The sequence below is a fragment of the Microcystis aeruginosa NIES-4325 genome (genome assembly GCF_008974145.1).
GTDB classification, from domain to species: domain Bacteria; phylum Cyanobacteriota; class Cyanobacteriia; order Cyanobacteriales; family Microcystaceae; genus Microcystis; species Microcystis aeruginosa_G.
Genome location: NZ_BJKP01000012.1, coordinates 20747 through 41305, shown reverse-complemented (window position 1 = coordinate 41305; position 20559 = coordinate 20747). Strand labels below are relative to the sequence as shown.

Annotated in this window: 18 protein-coding genes; 15 read left to right on the top strand and 3 right to left on the bottom strand. The window is 44.8% G+C overall.

The window, feature by feature from the left end; all coding sequences use genetic code 11:
* The first annotated feature begins 40 nt into the window (after nucleotides 1–40).
* Both menD and MiAbW_RS08730 read left to right on the top strand, forming a co-directional pair.
* On the top strand, nucleotides 41–1750 hold the full coding sequence (gene menD / locus MiAbW_RS08735) for a 2-succinyl-5-enolpyruvyl-6-hydroxy-3-cyclohexene-1-carboxylic-acid synthase (protein ID WP_151695792.1): 1710 nt from the start codon (nucleotides 41–43) through the stop codon (nucleotides 1748–1750).
* 260 nt (nucleotides 1751–2010) lie between these two features.
* Entirely contained in the window at nucleotides 2011–3315 is a 1305-nt protein-coding gene (locus tag MiAbW_RS08730) for a hypothetical protein (RefSeq protein WP_151695791.1), read from the top strand.
* A gap of 6 nt (nucleotides 3316–3321) precedes the next feature.
* Here MiAbW_RS08730 and MiAbW_RS08725 read toward each other — a convergent pair whose 3' ends face one another.
* Nucleotides 3322–3732, bottom strand: coding sequence for a salt stress protein, Slr1339 family (locus MiAbW_RS08725; RefSeq protein WP_151695790.1), 411 nt, complete (start codon nucleotides 3730–3732; stop codon nucleotides 3322–3324).
* Nucleotides 3733–3774: 42 nt separating this feature from the next.
* Entirely contained in the window at nucleotides 3775–4032 is a 258-nt protein-coding gene (locus MiAbW_RS08720) for a chlororespiratory reduction protein 7 (RefSeq protein WP_151695789.1), read from the bottom strand.
* Nucleotides 4033–4063: 31 nt separating this feature from the next.
* Between MiAbW_RS08720 and MiAbW_RS08715 the strand changes: the two genes are divergently transcribed.
* From MiAbW_RS08715 to MiAbW_RS08650, 12 genes are all read left to right on the top strand, one after another.
* Nucleotides 4064–5539, top strand: a complete 1476-nt coding sequence (locus tag MiAbW_RS08715) for a protein adenylyltransferase SelO (protein WP_172967355.1) — start codon at nucleotides 4064–4066, stop codon at nucleotides 5537–5539.
* Between the two features lie 520 nt (nucleotides 5540–6059).
* Nucleotides 6060–9458 carry a helicase-related protein gene (locus MiAbW_RS08705; RefSeq protein ID WP_151695788.1) on the top strand — a complete coding sequence of 1133 codons (3399 nt, stop codon included), beginning with the start codon at nucleotides 6060–6062 and terminating at the stop codon, nucleotides 9456–9458.
* 225 nt (nucleotides 9459–9683) lie between these two features.
* Nucleotides 9684–10124, top strand: a complete 441-nt coding sequence (locus tag MiAbW_RS08695) for a DUF29 domain-containing protein (RefSeq protein WP_002781855.1) — start codon at nucleotides 9684–9686, stop codon at nucleotides 10122–10124.
* A gap of 60 nt (nucleotides 10125–10184) precedes the next feature.
* A complete protein-coding gene (locus MiAbW_RS08690) occupies nucleotides 10185–13508 on the top strand; it encodes an Eco57I restriction-modification methylase domain-containing protein (protein ID WP_151695787.1) in 3324 nt (1107 codons plus the stop codon).
* Between the two features lie 5 nt (nucleotides 13509–13513).
* Complete coding sequence (locus tag MiAbW_RS08685; RefSeq protein WP_151695786.1) at nucleotides 13514–13930, top strand: XisH family protein; 417 nt, start codon at nucleotides 13514–13516, stop codon at nucleotides 13928–13930.
* Nucleotides 13918–14253 carry a XisI protein gene (locus MiAbW_RS08680; RefSeq protein WP_002799944.1) on the top strand — a complete coding sequence of 112 codons (336 nt, stop codon included), beginning with the start codon at nucleotides 13918–13920 and terminating at the stop codon, nucleotides 14251–14253. Before MiAbW_RS08685 ends, MiAbW_RS08680 begins: the two co-directional genes overlap by 13 nt.
* Before the next feature lie 150 nt (nucleotides 14254–14403).
* Nucleotides 14404–14694: a nucleotidyltransferase family protein gene (locus tag MiAbW_RS08675; RefSeq protein WP_151695785.1), complete on the top strand. Its 291-nt coding sequence runs from the start codon at nucleotides 14404–14406 to the stop codon at nucleotides 14692–14694.
* Nucleotides 14684–15025 (top strand): HepT-like ribonuclease domain-containing protein, encoded by a 342-nt coding sequence (locus tag MiAbW_RS08670; RefSeq protein WP_151695784.1) that lies wholly within the window; start codon nucleotides 14684–14686, stop codon nucleotides 15023–15025. The genes MiAbW_RS08675 and MiAbW_RS08670 overlap by 11 nt, the downstream gene beginning before the upstream one ends.
* Nucleotides 15026–15321: 296 nt before the next feature.
* The gene (locus tag MiAbW_RS08665) at nucleotides 15322–15627 is read left to right on the top strand and encodes a hypothetical protein (protein ID WP_151695783.1); all 306 of its coding nucleotides are present in this window, start codon (nucleotides 15322–15324) and stop codon (nucleotides 15625–15627) included.
* Complete coding sequence (locus MiAbW_RS08660; protein WP_151695782.1) at nucleotides 15615–15842, top strand: hypothetical protein; 228 nt, start codon at nucleotides 15615–15617, stop codon at nucleotides 15840–15842. The genes MiAbW_RS08665 and MiAbW_RS08660 overlap by 13 nt, the downstream gene beginning before the upstream one ends.
* A gap of 36 nt (nucleotides 15843–15878) precedes the next feature.
* Nucleotides 15879–16091 (top strand): DUF2283 domain-containing protein, encoded by a 213-nt coding sequence (locus MiAbW_RS08655; protein ID WP_151695781.1) that lies wholly within the window; start codon nucleotides 15879–15881, stop codon nucleotides 16089–16091.
* A gap of 496 nt (nucleotides 16092–16587) precedes the next feature.
* The gene (locus MiAbW_RS08650; protein ID WP_151695780.1) at nucleotides 16588–17391 is read left to right on the top strand and encodes a creatininase family protein; all 804 of its coding nucleotides are present in this window, start codon (nucleotides 16588–16590) and stop codon (nucleotides 17389–17391) included.
* A gap of 340 nt (nucleotides 17392–17731) precedes the next feature.
* Here MiAbW_RS08650 and MiAbW_RS08645 read toward each other — a convergent pair whose 3' ends face one another.
* Nucleotides 17732–19252 (bottom strand): PEP-CTERM sorting domain-containing protein, encoded by a 1521-nt coding sequence (locus tag MiAbW_RS08645; RefSeq protein WP_238707226.1) that lies wholly within the window; start codon nucleotides 19250–19252, stop codon nucleotides 17732–17734.
* A 581-nt stretch (nucleotides 19253–19833) separates the two neighbouring features.
* Here MiAbW_RS08645 and MiAbW_RS08640 point away from each other — a divergent pair.
* The gene (locus tag MiAbW_RS08640; protein WP_151695778.1) at nucleotides 19834–20502 is read left to right on the top strand and encodes a HEAT repeat domain-containing protein; all 669 of its coding nucleotides are present in this window, start codon (nucleotides 19834–19836) and stop codon (nucleotides 20500–20502) included.
* The last annotated feature ends 57 nt before the right edge of the window (nucleotides 20503–20559 follow it).

Below are 20559 nucleotides of genomic sequence, written 5' to 3'. Positions count from 1 at the left end.
TTTAACTTATTGTCCCCTAACCTTTGCACTGAACTGATAAATGTCGATCGATTTTCGCAATCTTAATACACTTTGGGGTTCTATTTTAGTCGAAACATTAGCCCGTTTGGGATTGAAGATAGGGGTGGTTTCTCCCGGATCGCGATCGACTCCTTTAACGGTAGCCTTGGCAAGACATCCCCAGATTGAAGCTATTCCCATCCTAGACGAGCGCTCGGCCGCCTTTTTTGCCCTAGGATTAGCCAAACAATTATATCAACCGGTGGTTTTAGTCTGCACTTCTGGGACCGCCACGGCTAATTTTTATCCCGCAGTCATTGAAGCAAAAGAAAGTCATGTCCCCTTATTAATTCTAACCGCCGATCGCCCCCCAGAATTGCGTCATGCTCATGCCGGCCAAACGATCGATCAAGTCAAACTCTACGGTAATTATCCCAACTGGCAAGCGGAAATTAGCTGTCCTAGTGCCAATATCGAGCGTTTACGCTATCTACGTCAAACCATCATCCACGCGTGGTTGCGCTGTCTCGATCCTGTCCCCGGAGTGGTGCATCTCAACTTACCATTTCGGGATCCCCTCGCACCAACTCCCGATCTAGAAATCAGCAATTTAGAGGCTAATTTTGACCAAGAGGCTTTTTTTAGCCATATATATCGGCAAAATATCTCAATTAACCCCTCAATTCTCGAAATTCCTTCTTTACCCTGCCAAGGAATTATCATCGCCGGATTAGCTTCCCCGCAAAACCCCGAAAGTTACTGTCAGGCGATCGCTAACTTAGCTCGATCGCAACAATATCCCGTCTTAGCGGAAGCTTTATCTCCTCTGCGAAACTATGCAGGCTTAAATCCCCATCTCATCACCACCTATGATTTATTATTGCGGAATCCTGCCCTTAGAACCCAATTAACCCCCGATGTTGTCCTGCAAATTGGGGAATTACCCACCAGCAAAGAATTACGGACCTGGTTAGAAGAAATCGACTGTCCGCGCTGGATTATCGATCCCCATCCCGATAATTACGATCCTCTACAGGGAAAAACCAGACATCTCAGGGGAAATATCGAGCAATTAGGGCATTTATTCCCAGAAAACACCGATAATAACCAAGAATATCGGCAATTATGGCAAAAATTTGACCAGCAAGCTAGATTAACCATCGATCGCCTTTTGGCAGCAGAAACTAAACTGATTGAAGGAAAAATCCCCTGGCTGCTCTCCCAATACCTCCCCCCCCGCACCCCGATCTTTATCTCTAATAGTATGCCTGTTCGCTATGCCGAATTTTTTAACCCGCCTAGCGATCGTCAAATTCGTCCCTATTTTAATCGCGGGGCCAATGGCATCGACGGCAACCTCTCCACTGCCATGGGAATAGCTTATAAAAATCTCCCCAGTCTGCTATTAACGGGAGATTTAGCCCTATTACACGATACAAATGGTTTTTTAATCAAAAAATATTTTGTTGGCTCCTTGACCATAATTTTAATCAATAACAAGGGGGGAGGCATTTTCCAGATGTTGCCGATCGCCAAATTTGACCCTCCCTTTGAAGAATTTTTTGCCACTCCCCAAAATATCGACTTTTGCCAACTCTGTCACACCTACGGTATCGATTACCATTTAATCAGCGATTGGACTGATTTTCAGCAAAAAATCGCAGTTTTACCGGAATCAGGACTAAGATTACTAGAAATATCCTGCGATCGAGCTTTTAATACTCAATGGTTCCTCAGTAATTATGTGTAGAGTGTGGGGTTTTGTGGAACGAACCACAAAAACACAAAGGACACAAAGATTGATCGCTCCTATATAAGTTAAACTGATCGCACAAAGAATAAGAGAGTCCTAAATTTTTCCCCCGACCACTCCAAGGGTCGGTATTTTTTGATTTCCCAAAAGTCTAAAGGTCTTATCCAACAAAGTTTTTAGATTTATTTAGCGGGCCCTAGTTAATTCCCTTTTTCGAGAAAGTGAATACAATGGGTGGAAAGAGTTAAAAGAGTCCGATGAATCGACAAAGACGGCAAAAATTAAGACAATTTTCTTCCCCCAGATATTCTATCTTTCCCCGGGAGCAATGGCGATGGGGAGTGACTTCTCTGGTGATTAGTTTGGTCTTGTCCCTACTGATTTTAAAACTGAATACCTCTAGTCTCTCCACTACAACCATAAATATTTTTAATCCCTCCACTGTCCGGGAGAATTTAGCCGATAAGAGTCTAGATGAGTTAGAAAACCAGAAAATAAATATTTTTAATCCCTCCACTGTGGGGGAGAATTTAGCAGGTAAGAGCCTAGATGAGTTAGAAAACCAGAAAATCGCCGAATTTTTGCAAATTGCTCCGCCAGAAACCCCATTAAACCTCGATCGCACTCCTTTGTTTATTCTCCACGATACAGCTTGGAGTATGACTGCGGGTAACATCGAGGAACAGAAAAAATATGCTCGCGGTCCGATGAAATTGGGTCCCAATGTTTACATCCCCCGCAAACCCCATTCCAGGGATAGAGATATTTTAGACTCGATCGCCCGGCCTTTTTTTGAGCGTCACCGTCCCACGGCCACTTTTTACGAACAAGCGGCCGAAATGCTGCCCGCAGACACCAGGGATCAATTAGTGCGTCAACTGTGGCAAATTACCCCAGAAACTGTCCGCATCAAGGGTTTTGCACTTGCTTTAGAGGGTGTTCCCTTGAGTACGCGATCAGCCCCTGAGTTAGAAAAAAGAGCGAGAATTTGGTTAAATACGCCTTCAGAAGCCGTTTTTAGGCGTTTAGTGAAAAAATATCCCACAAATTACTTTGATGGGGCAAAAAGCACCGCATTATGGGCAACGGAAGCGATTTGTCAGCAGCTATCTCACCCTAATTGCGATCGCTTGCAGCCGGTTTTTGCCGAAAGAAATCGTCGGGTCATCTCCAGTGTTAACATTGAACTGGTACAAGCACCGGGATCCCACTGTTTGACCAAAGGACGCTTGCAACCCCTCCCCGGTTACAGCGATTTTCAATACCAACAAACGGCGAAATATTATCTCCTCGCAGCCCTACAAACGGGACAATTACCGCAAATTGTCAGCCATTTTGCCGTCGATAGTTTTCTGATTAATCAAGGAAAATACCCCCATTGTGACCCCCGGGGTTTTGATCTACAACGTCTCTACAATCTAATCAGTGAAGCTTTAGGTTATGACCCCGGCACTGTTTATGGTATCGTTCCCCGTTACGGTACAAATATTATAGCTGGTGATAATATTTGGTGGCATAATCGAGTTTTTGAGGCGGCCAATTTACCCACAACTTTAAATTAGACCTTATCATTTAAAAATATCCACTTCTCCCAAAGCTTCTAGATAGGCGATCGCCGCTTCTAAAGGAGAATCGTAGCCATAGGAAAACTCCTCAAACCAGCGTCCTTCCTCCGATTTAGCATCCAACTTATCTAACCATTGCTTTGCCTTTCTAGTTAAAGCTTCTCGCTTACGCTGCTTTTTTAATGCCGCCGCTTTTTCTTTTTCCGCTGCCTCCTGTTGTTCCCTTTCTTGGTTTTCTAAGGCTAAAGCTTTTAAAAGCGCATCGGTAGAAGAATCGCCAGCATAATTAACCTTAAATTCGTCTGGGGAACGATCTTTTTCTTGGCGAGAAGAAGGGGACGGCATCGGTTTTTCCTGATCCCGTTTCTGGTATTCTGCCTTCATTTGTGCCAGTAAATCTTCTATTTCTCCCATAATGATCAAGTTAGAAAGTAAAAAGTCAAAAAGCGGGTTCCCTTATTTTTCCAAACGGACCACATACCATTGTAGATAACCCTCCTCACCCAGGTCTAACTCGCAATAATTATCGCGCAGATAGAGAGCTTTTTCCTCAAAACTAGAGAATTTCGTCAATTGTCGGGGACAAATCTCCGGTTTTGCGGTGATTAAATCTTTTAACTTATCCCGTAACTGGTCGGGAGTCTGGAATTGTTCAGGTTGATCGACCTCAAGGACAAGAAAATAGTCCCCTTGATACATAATAGAATCGGGCATCGCTGTTTGATTGTCTCAGTAGGAAAATTTTTTGGCTATCTTTATCACATTATCGCCTCAAAGCTCGATCGACACCACCACTATGACAGACCATCTCACCAATCCCTTTCTCAGTCTCCCTTACGAAAGCGCCATGCAGGACTTGGGGGACCAATACTATGATCAAGTTGCGGCTGCGGATTTTCCCCGTTATACTCTTCGTTTTCGCAATAATGCTTTATTACCTTTGGTGGGAATCCAGCCAGAATTAACCTTAGATGAGCATTTTATCGAGGCTTTTGGTAAATTTCAATCCCTGACCCCTTTTTTAGCCCTGCGTTACCACGGTTATCAATTTGGCGAGTATAATCCTTTCTTGGGAGATGGTCGCGGTTTTCTCTACGGTCAAGTTAGGGGTATTGATGGCAAATTATACGATTTTGGTACGAAAGGATCGGGACGGACCCCCTATTCTCGTCATGCGGACGGTAGGTTAACTCTCAAGGGTGGAGTTAGAGAAGTCTTAGCTGGGGAAGCTTTACGCAGTTTAGGGGTGAATACCTCTCGCTGTCTCAGTTTGGTGGAAACGGGGGAATCCCTCTGGCGCGGTGATGAACCTTCCCCGACGCGATCTTCGGTGATGATTCGAGTTAGTAATTCTCATATTCGTTTCGGGACTTTTGAGCGTTTATTTCATATTAAACGTAGTGATTTAATTAAAAGACTCCTCGATCATGTGATTATTTATTATTATCCTGAAATCGACCCTCAAGATAGCGAGCGCTATTTAAAATTTTACGCCGCTTTGATTGAAAGAACCGCTAAATTAGCAGCCCAATGGATGGCCGCAGGTTTTTGTCATGGGGTTCTCAATACCGATAATATGTCAATTACTGGGGAAAGTTTCGATTATGGTCCCTACGCTTTTATTCCTTCCTATAATCCCCAATTTACGGCGGCTTATTTCGACTACGGCGGCCGTTATAGTTATGGTAATCAGCCTTTTATCTGTCGTTTAAATCTAGAGTTACTGCAATCTCCCCTAGCCATGGTTGTCTCCTTGTTAGAGTTAGATATGGCTTTGGCTAACTATGACCAGCATTACAATTTTTATTATCAAAAAATGATGCTTAAAAAGTTAGGTTTTGAGGATATTTTTACTCCCGAATCTGCTTTACTGGTCAGCAAAACCGTGGAAGTTCTCCAAGAAACTGGCCTCGGTTATCACGAATTTTTCTATCAATTCAGTGAACAATTTAATTACGGTTGGCGAGAAAATAGTTCTCTAATTATTGAAAATATGGATTTACCGAAAGCTGATTGGCAACGTTGGCGAGAATTATATAGTTTGGTCTTAAATCAATTACCCTCAGATTCTTTGGCTCAAATTGGCGATACCTTAACGCATTATAATCCTAAGACCGCTTTACTTAGACCGCTAATCGAATCGGTTTGGGAAGCCATTACATATAAAGACGATTGGCAACCTTTCCACGAATTAGTGATAAAATTACAAAATAGACAGTAATTAAGTAATAAGTAGTGGTGCAAAATTAATTTCTTGGTTAGAATAGGCAACAGGTCGTTAAATATGTGTAATTAATTATGTCTAGCTACTTATTTAGGTCGTTTCCTGAAATGCGTTGGACAAAAATTGACCAGACTTCGCGATCAATGTTTCCCTTCTAACCATTAAGAGTGTCAAAATAATAGTAAAATTTTGTGACAAAGTGCAGTCATATCTAAGAATCTTTGCTAAAATTCTGGAAGGATTCTGTGATCAGTATCCTTAAAGGAGGCTGTTTGCAGTAAGCTAATCTGGCTAACAGGTTTTTGGGCGTAATATAGGGAAAGTTTCTGGCGATTGCGCCTAAATAGAGTGACATACAAAAAGTTGACCCATATCGTTACCCCAGAGAGTGTTATATAGAAAGTTTCCGTGTAATCAATAGTTGTGCTGCTTAGGTTAAGGGTAGCGTTTAGCCAATTGAAAACCTGCCGAATATGATTAATCACGTCAGCCCAAAATCTTGCTCTGTATAAAATCCATGTCCAGTATTTACGACAATATCGAGCAACCCATCCTGCCTGAGTTGCAACATTACCTGAAGCAAGCCTACCGTGCTGATTTCTGTGTGGGCTATTTTAATTTGCGGGGATGGCGACAAATTGATGCCGATATTGAGCGGTTTGAGGGTAGTGAGGGGCAGGCTTGTCGATTGCTGGTGGGGATGTACCGTTTGCCGAAGGAGGAATTACGGCAAGCGGTAGCAATCGGGGTTGAGTCAGATCGGATTGATCAGGGGCAGGCGATTCGGTTACAAACCTTGATGGCACAGGAGTTCCGCGAGCAACTAACCTATGGTGCTCCCAGTGCCGCTGATGAGGAGGGTTTGCATCGGTTGCGATCGCAACTCTTCGCCCACAAATTGCAGGTCAAGTTGTTTTTGCGGCATCCCCTCCATGCCAAGCTGTATCTGATTTATCGCCGAGATCGCGCCACGCCCATCATTGGCTATGTGGGCAGCAGTAATTTGACCCTTTCTGGACTGAGATCTCAGGGTGAGCTAAATGTGGAAGTGGTGGATCGGGATGATACAAGTAAGCTGGAGCAGTGGTTTGAAGAGCGTTGGGATGATCGCTTTTGCTTGGATATTACGGAGCAATTAGCGGAAATTATCGATGAAAGCTGGGCTGGGCGATCGCTCAAACCCTATTTGGTCTATCTAAAAATGGCGTATCACCTGTCCCAGGAAGCACGAGATGGGTTGAGTCAGTATCGCGCTCCTGCCAGTTTTGGACTTTTGCCCTTTCAGGAAGCGGCAGTGCAGATTGCGGCACACCATGTCAGTAAGCGGAATGGGGTGATCATTGGCGATGTGGTGGGGTTGGGTAAAACCTTGGTGGGAACCGCAATCGCCCATCTCTGCGAGGAAGACTACGGCACCAGTACGCTGATTATCTGCCCCAAGAACCTGGAAAAAATGTGGCAGGGTTACATCGATCGCTACGGGTTGCGGGGTAAGGTGGTTCCCATAAGCCGCGTTGAAAAAGAATTGCCCAATGTCCCAGCGCGGTTTCGGTTGGTGTTGATTGATGAAAGTCACAATCTGCGAAACAAAGAGGGCAAGCGGTATCAAGCCATCAAGGATTACATTGAGCAGAGCGGCAGTCGATGTATTTTGTTGACAGCAACCCCCTACAACAAGACCTATCTGGACTTGTCGGCTCAGTTGCAGTTATTTTTGCGTCCCGATGCCGATTTAGGCATTAAGCCAGAAGCTTACATTCGCAGCATTGGCGGTGAGATGCAGTTTCGCCGCAGGCATAACACCAGCCCGGTGCGATCGCTCTTGGCATTTGAGCAAAGTCCAGAGCCGGAGGACTGGCAGCAGTTGATGAGTCGCTACATGGTGCGGCGAACCCGCAGTTTTATCAAAAATACCTATGCCAGACAGGATGGGGAACGGTACTATCTGGAATTTGCCGATGGGCGGCGATCCTATTTCCCGAACCGTCGTCCTCAGACGGTTCGATTCATCATTGGAGAACCCCAGAGCGATCCCTATGCCAGGCTATATGCCGATCGCGTGGTGGATATCATCAACGCTCTCAATTTGCCCCGCTATGGATTGGGGTTATACATTGCGCCCCTAGCCAGTCCGATTGCTAGTGCTGAGGAAGAGCAATTGTTAGCCAATCTTTCCCATGCGGGGCAGCGATTGATGGGCTTTTGCCGCACGAATTTGTTCAAGCGATTAGAGAGTAGCGGTGCTGCCTTTATCCAGTCGTTGGAACGACACATTCTGCGGAATTATGTCTATCTCCATGCGATCGCCCACGATCTTCCTCTGCCGATTGGCACCCAAGATGCCGCATTGCTGGACGAGGTGGGAAACGATGAAGAGGTCGATTCGCTCCTGAATCAGGACTGGGAAAGTTCTGAAGAGACAACTGAGGCTGTGGATGAAGAAGACATTGACCCGCAGCAGAGTTTTACTCAACGGGCAGCGGAGATCTATCGCTTATACCGAGATCAATACCCGCGTCGGTTTAAGTGGATTCGTGCCAATCTGTTTAGTCCAGAGTTGCAGCAGCATCTTGCTGAAGATGCTGCTGCTTTGATTGGAATTTTGCAACTGGCGGGTAGTTGGAACCCAGTTGAGGATGGCAAGCTGGTAGCATTGGTGGATTTGCTTCAACAGCAACATCCTACAGATAAGGTGCTAATTTTCACTCAGTTTGCCGATACCGCTCGGTATCTGGCAAAAGCGCTCGAAGACCAGGGCATTCAGCAAGTGGGCTTAGCAACGGGACAATCGGTTGACCCGACGGCTCTGGCTTGGCGGTTTAGTCCCATCAGTAATGAAAAATCCATCCCAGCAGCCGAGCAATTACGGGTGTTGGTGGCGACGGATGTGTTGAGTGAGGGGCAAAACTTGCAAGATTGTGCCATCATTCTCAACTACGACTTGCCCTGGGCGATTATTCGTCTGATTCAGCGGGCAGGACGGGTAGACCGGATTGGGCAGCAGGCGGACGAAATTCTCTGCTATTCGTTTTTGCCTGCGGAGGGGGTGGAACGGCTGATTAACCTGCGGGGACGTTTGCGCGATCGCCTGAACGAAAATCAAGAAGTGGTAGGCACCGATGAAGCCTTTTTTGAGGATGAACAAGCGCGGGAGATGCTGCTAAATCTTTATAATGAGCGATCGGGGGTGCTGGATGAAGCCGATGAAGGGGAGGTGGATCTAACCTCCGAGGCGTTGCAGATCTGGCAAAGTGCGATCGATGCCAACCCTGCCCTGAAAGGGATGATCGAAAAACTGCCCGATGTGGTGTACTCCACACGGGAGCATGAATCTACAGTATCTGATCCAGAGGGTGTGTTGTTGTACCTCCGCACGGATAGCGGCACCGATGCTTTGGCATGGGTAGACAAAGACGGCAACAGTGTTACCCAGTCGCAAATGCGAATCTTGCGTATGGCGCGATGCAGCATTGATACTCCGCCTTTGCCCCGCCATCCCCAGCACCATGAACTCGTGACACGGGGGGCGGAACTGATCGCGGAGCAAACCAAAACGGTGGCGGGTACTTTGGGCAATAAGCGCAGTGCAGCGGCACGGACTTATGATCGCCTGATGGCCTACACCCAACGGATCCGTGAAACCACGCCTCTACTGGCCATGGGGACGGAATGGGAAAACCGGTCACGGGCGATCGAAGAAATCAACCAGCATCCGTTAAAGCAAAATGCGGTCGCAACGCGCTCGCTACGCGAGATCGCTCGCCTCAACAGGGAACTTAAAGCAGGCATCAGTGATGAGCAGTTGGCAAAACTGGTGACATTTCTGCGGGAGCATGATGCTTTGTGTGTGATCAACCCGGAGGAACGGCAAGACGGAGCACGAATTATCTGTTCGATGGGATTATTTAGAGGCTAAAGTAGAGGCAGGTTCCCAGTATTTCCCCCTGTTGAGAAAACAACCTATGACTGAAACTAAGTAGCTGGTTATAATTAAATTAAAAATGGATTTTGCCTTTAATCCCCCCTTGATCCCCCCTTGATAAGGGGGGTGCCGATCCCCCCTTAGTCCCCCCTTTAATCCCCCCTTAATAAGGGGGGCATCTGACAACTTTTAACGCCTACCTACTTAGGAGAAGAAACAATGCAATCCAACCTCTATGAAACAGATTTTTATGCTTGGACTTTGGAGCAATCTAAGTTACTCCAAATAAGCGATTTTAAGGGATTAGATATTGTGAATTTGGTCGAGGAAATTGAATCTTTGGGTAAACAACAGCGGCAAGAATTAGAGAACCGTTTAGCAATCTTGCTTGGTCATCTTCTTAAGTGGGACTACCAGCCCGAACGCCGTAGCAAAAGCTGGAAAGCTACTATTCGTGAACAACGACGAGCGATTCAAAGACTGATGCAAGCAAACCCTAGCCTCAAGCCTTATCTAGAAGAGGCGATCGCCTACGCTTATCAATCTGGGATTGATCTAGTGGTGCGCGAAACGCCCTTGGACGATCAAGATTTACCCGCCGATTGTCAGTACACACCAGAGCAAATTTTCGACCCTAATTTTCCTCAGACTTTGAACTAGGCTTGACATCATTCATATTTCCAGATGTATTGCTGATTAATTCTCCAAGCCCTTAACTCTATGCCACTGAATCGCCAACGCGCCCAAAAGTATCTCCAGAAGTTTGATTTTGAGTCTCTGTTCATTGAAGAATTGGGCTGGGATACGGTCGATCGCGTCACGTTACCGTTTGAGGTGGATGGCGAACCCTTTGAGGTGGTTTCTATTACTCAAAAGCGCGGCTTCACTGTATTCAAGTGCATCACCCCAGAAATTCCAACCCGTCCAATCCGGGTGAAGCTCGATCGCCAACTGACGGACTACAGCAAATCCCACCTGTTGGTATTTGGTGATGAGGGCAAAACCCAACAAATTTGGATGTGGGTGCGGCAAGAACTGGGAAAACCCCTCGCCCCTCGATTTGAGCAATATCAGGTGGGACAGTCGGCGGAGCGGTTGTTGCAGAAGTTAGAGGCGTTGGCGATCGCCTTTGCGGAAGAGGAAAAGCTAACTCTGGTGGAAGTTGCCCAGCGAGTCAAAAAAGCTTTTGATGTCGAGAAAGTCACCAAGAAATTTTTTACCCGATTTGAAAAGGAACACGGGAAATTTCTTCAATTTATTCAAGGTATTCAGTCAGAATTTGGTCGCACCTGGTATGCTTCGCTGATGCTCAATCGGCTGATGTTTGTTTATTTCATCCAAAAGAAAAACTTTCTGGATGGCGATATTAATTATTTGCGAAATCGGCTCAAGCGGTGTCAGGCAGAATGGGGAACGGATACGTTTCATTCGTTTTATCGACAGTTTTTGCTGAAGCTGTTCCATGAGGGGTTAGGCAAGCCCGATCGCAATCCTGAATTAGAGAAACTCTTGGGCAAAATTCCCTATCTAAATGGCGGCTTGTTTGAAGTCCATCAGTTGGAGGAAAAGTATGACAGCACCCTGCAAATTCCCGATGCAGCGTTTGAGCAGGTCTTTAGTTTTTTTGATGAGTACGACTGGCATTTAGACGACAGACCGCTTCGCAACCAAAACGAAATTAACCCGGATGTACTGGGCTACATCTTTGAGAAGTACATCAACCAGAAGCAAATGGGGGCGTACTACACCAAGGAAGACATCACCGAATACATCAGCAAGAACACGATTCTTCCCTTTTTATTTGATCAGGCAGAGAAGGGCTGTCAGGTTGCGTTTGAGCCAGAAGGGGCGGTATGGGCGTTGCTGCGGGAAAATCCTGACCATTACATCTATCCTGCGGTTCGTCAGGGTGTAGATATCGAACTCCCGACTGAGATTGCCGCTGGTATTGAGGATGTCTCGCAACGAGGCGGCTGGAATAAGCCTGCCGCCGATGGATTTGCCCTACCCACAGAAACCTGGCGGGAGTATGTGGCGCGGCGCAAACGCTGCTTGGAATTGCGGCAAAAACTGGCTGCAGGAGAAGTTACCCAGATCAATGACCTGATTACCTACAACCTAGATATTCGTCAGTTTGCCCAGGATGTGATCACCAGTTGCGAAAGTTCGGATTTGCTGAAGGCATTGTATCAAGCGATCGAGCAGGTTTCAGTGCTTGATCCGACCTGTGGATCGGGGGCGTTTTTGTTTGCGGCGTTGAATATTCTGGAGCCACTCTATACAGCTTGTTTGGAACGGATGCAGGGGTTTGTCGATGAGGATGATCTGAGGCTCTCACAGGAACCAGAGGCAAAACCGCGTTATGAATACTTCCGCAAGGTGTTGGCGGAGATGGCAAAACACCCCAACCCGCGCTATTTTGTGCTGAAGTCGATCATGCTCAACAACCTCTATGGTGTGGACATCATGGAGGAAGCGACGGAAATCTGTAAGCTGCGGCTATTCCTGAAGCTGGTGGCGCAGATGGAACCGCAACCCAAGAAGCAAAACTTTGGACTGGAACCGTTGCCGGATATTGATTTTAATATTCGGCCGGGTAATACGTTGGTGGGGTTTGCGTCGCTGAATGAAGTTTGCGAGGCGATGGCCAGGGATACCCAAACCGGGCAAGGTCGTTTAATTTTTGATGATGGGGTGTTGAATCGGATTGTGCAGGGTGCGGTGGCGGCGGATATGGAGTTTAAGCGGTTTAAGTCGCTGCAAGTGCAAGATTCTATTGCGGGTGCGGATGTTGCAGAATCTAAGCGGTTATTAAAGGCGGCTTTGGCACAATTGCGGGAGGAGTTGGATCGCTATTTAGCGGAAGAATATGAGTTGGGTTTGTCGAAAAAGTCAGGGGCTTTTCAGAAATGGAAGGAAAGTCATCAGCTGTTTCATTGGTTTGTGGAGTTTTACAGCATCATTAATCGCGGTGGCTTTGATGTGATTATCGGTAATCCACCTTATGTTGAGTACAAAAATGTACAGAATACTTACAGGGTTCGAGAGTTTAAGACTATAGACTGCTCGGATTTATATGCATTTACGATCGAGCGTTCTTTAAGTCTTTTATTCAAGAAAGGGCGGATCGGTATGATTGTTCCCATATCTATCGTAAGTACCGATGGATTTGACTCCTTACGAAAGCTCCTTAAGGGGCAGAAATATATATCATGGAACCTGAATTTTGCAGAACGCCCTTCCAAATTATTTACTGGAGTTGAGAAACGTTTGACTATATGGCTTACAAGTAAAATTAGTGAAGAAATACAAACATTATCTTATCTCGAAGGATACAAGCGATGGCTTGCAGAGGAAAGAGACAATCTTTTTGCTCAAATTAAATTTGTAAAGCACAATTATTTATTACATTTAGTCAGTACATCAATCCCTAAAATATCTTCAGCTATAGAGGCTAATATACTGACACGATTGTCTGAACAAAAGCCATTAAAGGCATTCTTTTCAAAGGGTAATCGAAGTATTATTTATTATACAAGAAAACTTCGATACTTTGTTCAATTTTGTGATTTTGTACCCAGAATCGTTAATAGTCAGGGTGAAGTAGTTGAACCATCAGAATTAAAGATGCTCTCTTTTTCATCTAATGTATTAAGGGATGTTGCGATTGCTGCCTTGAATTCCAGCCTGTTCTTCTGGTTTTTTAATTGCTACTCTGACGTTAGGAACGTTAACCGAAGAGAAATTGAAGAATTCAGGCTATCAATGAATGAAATTGAATCTGAGTTGGTACCAACTCTTAGTAGTCTTGCAAATGAATTAATGCAGGATTTTCAGATAAATTCTCAAGACCTAACAAATAATTATGGTAAATATGGTGTTTTGACTATCCAGTCTTTTCAGCCAAGACTCTCAAAACCCATAATTGACGAAATCGATCGCATCCTTGCCCAACACTACGGATTCACCGAGGAAGAACTCGACTTCATCATCAACTACGACATTAAGTACAGAATGGGTCGCGATAGCGGAGGAGAGGATTAGTATCTATGCCAGCCAAAGATATTTATCACGACAACTGCAAACAAGCTCTGATTAAGGATGGTTGGATCATCACCCACGATCCCTACAACCTAAAAATTGGCAGAAAAGATCTGTTCATCGATCTAGCAGGTGAAAAACTCATCACTGCTGAAAAAGACACCCAAAAGATAGCTGTCGAGATCAAAAGCTTTATCAGTCCTTCTGAAATTCGCGATCTTGAAACGGCTCTCGGTCAGTACGTCTTATATCAAAACATTCTGAGCCGAATTGACCCTGAACGCACCCTCTACCTAGCCATCCGTGATGCCAGCTTCTTAAAATTATTTGAACAAGAAGTCGGACAAATTCTTTTAGAGAATCAAGTTTTAAAGCTGTTTACATTTAACCCTGATCAGGAGGTTATCACTCGATGGATCGCTTAAATACTTATCGGCAAATTATCCGTAATGTTCTCAAACCTTACGCTGACATTACCTATGCCAACGTCAACGTCAAAAATCGTGCTGCCTTTGATCCTGAAACTGACCAGTATATTATTTTGTCTGAAGGTTGGGATCACCAGCGCCATTTGCATAGTATTTTACTGCACCTTGAAATTGCCAATGGAAAAGTTTGGGTGCAATATGATGGCACCGAGGATGGTATTACCGATGAACTCCTTAAAGCAGGCATTCCCAAAGAAGATATCGTGCTTGGTTTCCATGAACCCGAAGTTCGACTTCATACGGGGTTTGCAATTGCCTAAACTTAGAATCGATCGCATCCTTGCCCAACACCCAAAAACTGATTGGGGCTTCACCGACGAAGAACAAGGGCGACCTCATCAACTACGACATCAAATACCGCATGGGCAGAGATAGTGAAAGTTAAATGTAACAAGGTAAAAGGTAAAACTATGAGAAAGTTGGATGCACTCAAGCTAGTTAAATCTCACCAAGAGGAGCTACAAAAGTTAGGAGTTAAGTCGCTCAATCTTTTTGGCTCCGTTGCCCGTGATCAAGCCAACTCTCAAAGTGATGTAGATATTTTAGTGGAACTAGATGAATCTATTGGCTTCTTTGATTTTTTTCGCATCAAACATTATCTGGAAGATCTTTTTCAATGTCCTGTTGACTTAGGGACAGTTGACGCTCTCAAGGAACATCTCAGGCAACCGATTTTGGAGGAAGCCATTCATGTCTTCTAGAGCTGCAAAAGAACGAATTCAAGATATTCTCAACGCCATTGATAGCATTCAAAGCCGGACTGCTGACATGAGTTTTAATCAATTTAGTCAAGATGAAACCATCGTTAAAGCCGTGCTTTATGACCTAATTGTTATTGGTGAAGCCGCGATTAATATTCCTGCTGACGTTCAAGCCTTAGCCCCTGAACTTCCCTGGCGGCTAATGAGTGACATGAGAAATATCATGGCTCACGAATATTTTCAAGTAAATCTACGAATTACCTGGTCAACGATTCAAAATAACCTTTCTCCCCTGATGAAACCATTACAACAATTACAAGCAAGTTTATGAATCCATCTATAGCGTTTCCTAAGCTAGTGAGGTACACCTATTTTTCTTCCCTTTTGCCTTTTGCCTCTTGCCTTTTGCCTAAAACCCATAACTTTTGTACCTCAGCAGACTGAAAAACGCTATATATTTTTTCAAAGCCTCTCAAAACCCATTATTGACAAAATCGTTGGCGCAGCCTCTCCTGTGGAGAATCGCGTCCTTGCCCAACACTACTGCTTCACCGACGAAGAACTCGACCTCATCATCAACTACGACATCAAATACCGCATGGGCAGAGACTCAGGGGGTGATGACTGATGAGTAAATTTGAAGTCCTTACTCCCCTCAACTTCACCGTCCGTACCTCAGAAGAATATTGGCAAAAACTAATCGTCAAACATCCAGACATTGCCGACCTCGAAGCCGAAGTCAGACAAGCGCTGAACAGTCCCGATGAAATTCGTCGCAGTAGCCGCGATCCAAACCTGTTGCTATTTTACCTAACTTTGAAGGAAAAGCGATGGGTCGTTGCCGTCGCCCGACGCTTAAATGGAGATGGATTTCTAATCACAGCCTATCAAACCGATGCAATCAAAGAAGGAGAAACCCTATGGCACAGGTAAAAATCTACTACGAACCCGAAATGGAATTGTTAACCGTTTTCTGGCAACCTCCGCGAAAAAATCAAATTGCCACAGAACTGGGTGATGGCGTGATTTTAATTAAAGATGAAACAACAGGCGAACCCATTGGCATGGAACTTTTATCCTATCGTCCTAGCGATAACCGTTTTGATACTGTCAGCGTCGAAATAGGTCGGCAGGCAGCAATATTATGATCGCGTCCTCGAAATTAAAAAACATTGGAGGAACCCATGAAAATCAAATATGACCCCGAAGTAGATGTGATTCGGATTACCCTCAAGGATGTGGAGATTGACGAGAGTGATGAAGAAACCCCCGGCATTATCCTGGACTTTGACTCTAACCGAAATGTCGTTGGCATCGAAATTCTTCAGACTCCCAAACGGATTGATAACCCGCAAGCCATTGACTATATGATTGCTCAAGCGGCGATCGCATCCTGATAAGCTGCCCGCGCATTTAAATTGCTTGTTGAGACGAGGCAAGAGGCAAGAGGCAAGAGGCAACAGTAAAGGGATTGGGGGAGATTCGGCTAATCTTAAGAATAAGTGCTTTAAATGCGTCTTAGCTTATGATTTACCAAACTGATGCAATCAAAGAAGGAGAAACCCTATGGCACAAGTAACAATCTACTACGAACCCGAAATGGAATTGTTAACCGTCTTTTGGCAACCACCGCGAAAAAATCAAAACAACAATACTTAAAAAAAGGCTTAAAGATGATCAGTAACAAGGGTAAAAAAACAAGTCACCCCTGGTGTTTTGCCCGACGATATTGCAGATTATAATTAATGAAACAGGTTTTGTTGCTATGGGGATTAGTTTTGACAAGCCATTACCTATAAAGACGATTGGCAGCCTTGCCAAGAATTAGTGATAAAATTACCAAATAAACAGTAATTTTTCCCCTAACCCTAATCCCTCACCCCCAATAAAATTATGATGCACGGTTTTATTCCCCCTCATCGTTATTTTCCCTATCTTACTTGGACTGATATAGATTCAATGCCAGATAAGGAAAATGTGGTAATTATTCAGCCCATCGGTGCGATCGAACAACACGGACCCCATCTCCCTATTGCCGTCGATGCTGCCATTAGTTTAGGGGTTTTAGGCAAAGCTTTCGAGAAGTTAGATGATAATATTCCTGCCTTTGCTTTACCCTGTCTCTACTACGGAAAATCTAACGAACATTGGTCTTTCCCTGGCACGATTACCCTCTCGGCAGCCACCTTATTAACCCTCATTCAAGATATAGCTGAAAGTCTCTATCGTTCGGGTTTTCGCAAGTTAGTATTAATGAACTCTCACGGCGGACAACCGCAAGTTATGGAAATTGCCGCTAGGGATATTCATCAACAATATCCCGATTTTTTAGTATTTCCTTTTTTCACTTGGCGAGTTCCCCACAACGCAGCTGAATTATTCTCGGAATATGAATTAGAATACGGTATTCACGCAGGAGATGTGGAAACTAGCATTATGTTATCATTACTGCCAGAACAGGTAAAAATTGAGCGCGCCGTCCGAGAATATCCCCAAGGTTTGCCAGAAAATAGTTTGTTAACTATGGAAGGAAAATTACCCTTTGCTTGGTTAACTAAGGAATTAACTAAAAGTGGAGTGATGGGAGATGCTACTAATGCAAGTAAAGCAAAAGGCGATCGATTATTAGAATCCGTTGCTAATGGTTGGGTACAGGCGATCGCTGATGTTTATCAATTCCGTCAACCGAAGTTATAGCAAATTGAACATTCCGACAGCAAAAATTAATTTTTCTCAAGCAAGATCCCAAACCTGTTGATAGCAGTTATCTTAATGATCAGGTAGGAAGTTTTCGTTTTCGGGAGTCGGTCTTCGATACCAAATTAGGTTACACTTCATCTTTAGGAGAAACACTGTAACACACAGAAATTAGCTGTTTCAGTCTACCAGGGCTGCTGACTTAGAAACAATTGCCTGAGAATTAATTAAAGAAATATTACAAGTAATTGACAAAAATGAGCAGACACGATAGGGAAACATCTCCTTACAGCTAGACGGATCTAATTCTCAGGAGCGTTTCCCTGCTTTAGCCGAGTTTTTATTTGCGGTTGAATTTGCGCTTGAGCAAGGAACCGACACCAATAGCGACACCAGCACCAATAAGGGCAGAAAGATTGGAAGGTTCGGGAACTGTAGATGTCCGAGTTATGTAAACCCCAGCCCAACTATCTTCGTCGTTAGCCATACTAGCAGCGAGCGTCAGCCAACCATTACGAAGACCATCCCGTTCGATACCGAGAGAAGTAATGGGCAAACCCGCCGCTTCGGGGTCTAATACCGAGCCATCCATTCCCGTTTCGGCAATAGTCACGATGGGAGTGCCGTCACCAAGTTGAAGATAGATACCATCGGATAAGGGTTGCAAAAATCCCAGATTATCGATTGAACCCTTCGTAGCTTTAAATAAGGTATTGAAACCGTCCACAGCCACAAAAGCGGCGCTGCGCCAGCGCGCTAATTCACCTTCCTCTTCTTCTCCGGGGGCGCGTCCCGAAAAATTCCAAGAGAGAAAGGTAACAAACTCAGGGCCAGTTTGAGCGATTAAGCGAGTTTCCAGAGTTTCAGTATCGGTAACAAAAAAGCCTTGATTGCTGAGAATCTCAAATTTAAATTGACCATTACCGATCGCGTTAGGATTGTTGGGGTTGTTAGACTCCCCTAAACAAAAATTTAGCAGTTCTGGATTACCTTCCTCTGGACAGGAAACAATCTGGGAGAAGGTTTCTGTCCCCCAAGCCCCCCAGTAGGAAACATTTCTGCCATCAAAAGAGAGAGCCTCGCCAATCGCTTTTAGTCCCCCGGGGCCAACTATACTTGATAAACCACCGATACTGACCACATTTTCCAGTTCCGTTGGGTTGTTCAGGAGAGAAGATAAATAAATACCGCCAACAGTGGGACTTCCTTCATTATCGACTCCGAGAAAAACCGCCTTTCCGCCGGCGGCACTTGGAGGAGCGGTAGAACCAAATTTGACAACTTCGCCAGGAATGAGAGTATTGCTATCGGCGATTAATTGTACGGGGGCATTGCCACCATTGGCCACCAGATCACGGAAGTAAACCCCTGTTCTACTTTGCTCTCCTACAGGGGCAGTTAAATCCGTCCAATTACCTTTAAAAACGATGATATTGCCATTCGTTGGCGAGGGCGCGCCGGGAAACTGATCGAATCGGGTTTGAGTGGGCGCACCGGGTACTTGAAAGTATTCAAACCCGGGTACATTCCCCAATTGACTGGCCCCGGTGATTAGCTGACCGTTGGGATTAGTATAAATACCCGCCGTACCAACTCTAGTGTCAACTCCGTTAAGGGAAAATTCCCAAACCGGCCGCGATTGTCCTCTAGTAGCAGCAGTATCGGAGTTGATATCGATGCGCGGAAAGGAAGGGAATTCGTTGAAAATTGCTCCTGTATTATTGGGATTGGGAACAATGCTCCCACGAGTTGTCAGGGAGAAAATTGGGCCAGGATTGACTAAATCAGCCATATCTCTGGTGAAAATTCCTGTGATCGGTTGTCCTTGCCCTCCTTGACTGCGGGCGCGAAATACTACCAATCCATCACTATTGACAGAGGGCTGGTTATAACTATTAAAATTTCGATTTGAATCAGGTATGAGATCCCCATTATTAGCAACCGTGGTGAAGCTAAATATGCTGGATGCTGTTGCTGTTGTTGTTCCTATCGTTCCCAAAAGTAAAACAACAGTGGAAGAAATTTTTACTAGGTTATTTATTGACATTTGTGTTTTTCCTCTTTCTTTATAGATGAGTTGGTTCATGTCGTTAAGTCAACCACATAATTCAATTTATCCTAATCAATCTATCTTTGAACCGAGATTAAGCACATCTTTATATATTTTTACATCCCCCAAAAACTTTTATTTTAGAAAATACCATTGAGAACATTTTTGATACCAGAAAAAACTTGGACATTAAAATTTTTACTGGGAATAATTGTCCATATTTTTGATTTTTAATCGGGATTTTTGGGTAACTTTAGCTCAAAAAAAATTACTCAGATGTTACGCGGAAGACATAAAATCTCCCCAAGAGGATAACTACTTTCCCCACTCTCGTTTCTGAATTGCCAAGAATTGCGTTAGAATTAAAGAAATATTACAAGTAGTTGACAAAAATGAGTAAGCCTGATATAGAAGCGATTGCCCTCCAGCTAGAAAGCAGCAACTCTAAAGACCGTCTGCTGGCCTTGGCATCCCTGCGCGAAGTGACCCCGGAGGAAGCTGTACCCTTGATCAAAAAAGTCCTTTATGATGAAATGCTGCCGGTGCGATCGATGGCTGTCTTTGCTTTGGGGGTCAAACAAACCGAGGAATGCTTTCCTATCCTGGTGGAATTGTTAGCCAATGATGCCGATTATGGCATTCGCGCCGATGCTGCGGGGGCTTTAGGTTATTTAGAAGATATTCGCGCTTTTGAACCCCTACAACGGGCTTTTTACGAAGACACGCAATGGTTAGTCCGCTTCAGTGCTGCCGTCGCTTTGGGCAATTTGCGCGATATTCGGGCTAAACAGGTGTTATTATCGGCTCTCGATAGTAACGAAGCGGTTATTCAACAGGCCGCTATTGCCGCCCTTGGCGAAATCAAAGCAGTGGAAACCGTCGAGAAGCTTTTAACCTTTGTTAACTCCGATGACTGGTTAATCCGGCAGCGATTAGCGGAAGCTTTAGGTCATCTTCCGGCGGAAAAAACGATCGCAGCCTTAAAATTTTTGGTCAAGGACGAACATCCACAAGTGCGCGAAGCTGCCCGTTTATCCTTGCAAAAATTGGCCAACGTCTAGGGATAGGATAGAATAAATAATCTAGTCTTCCAGAGCGATCGATCTTTGCCTACAGCC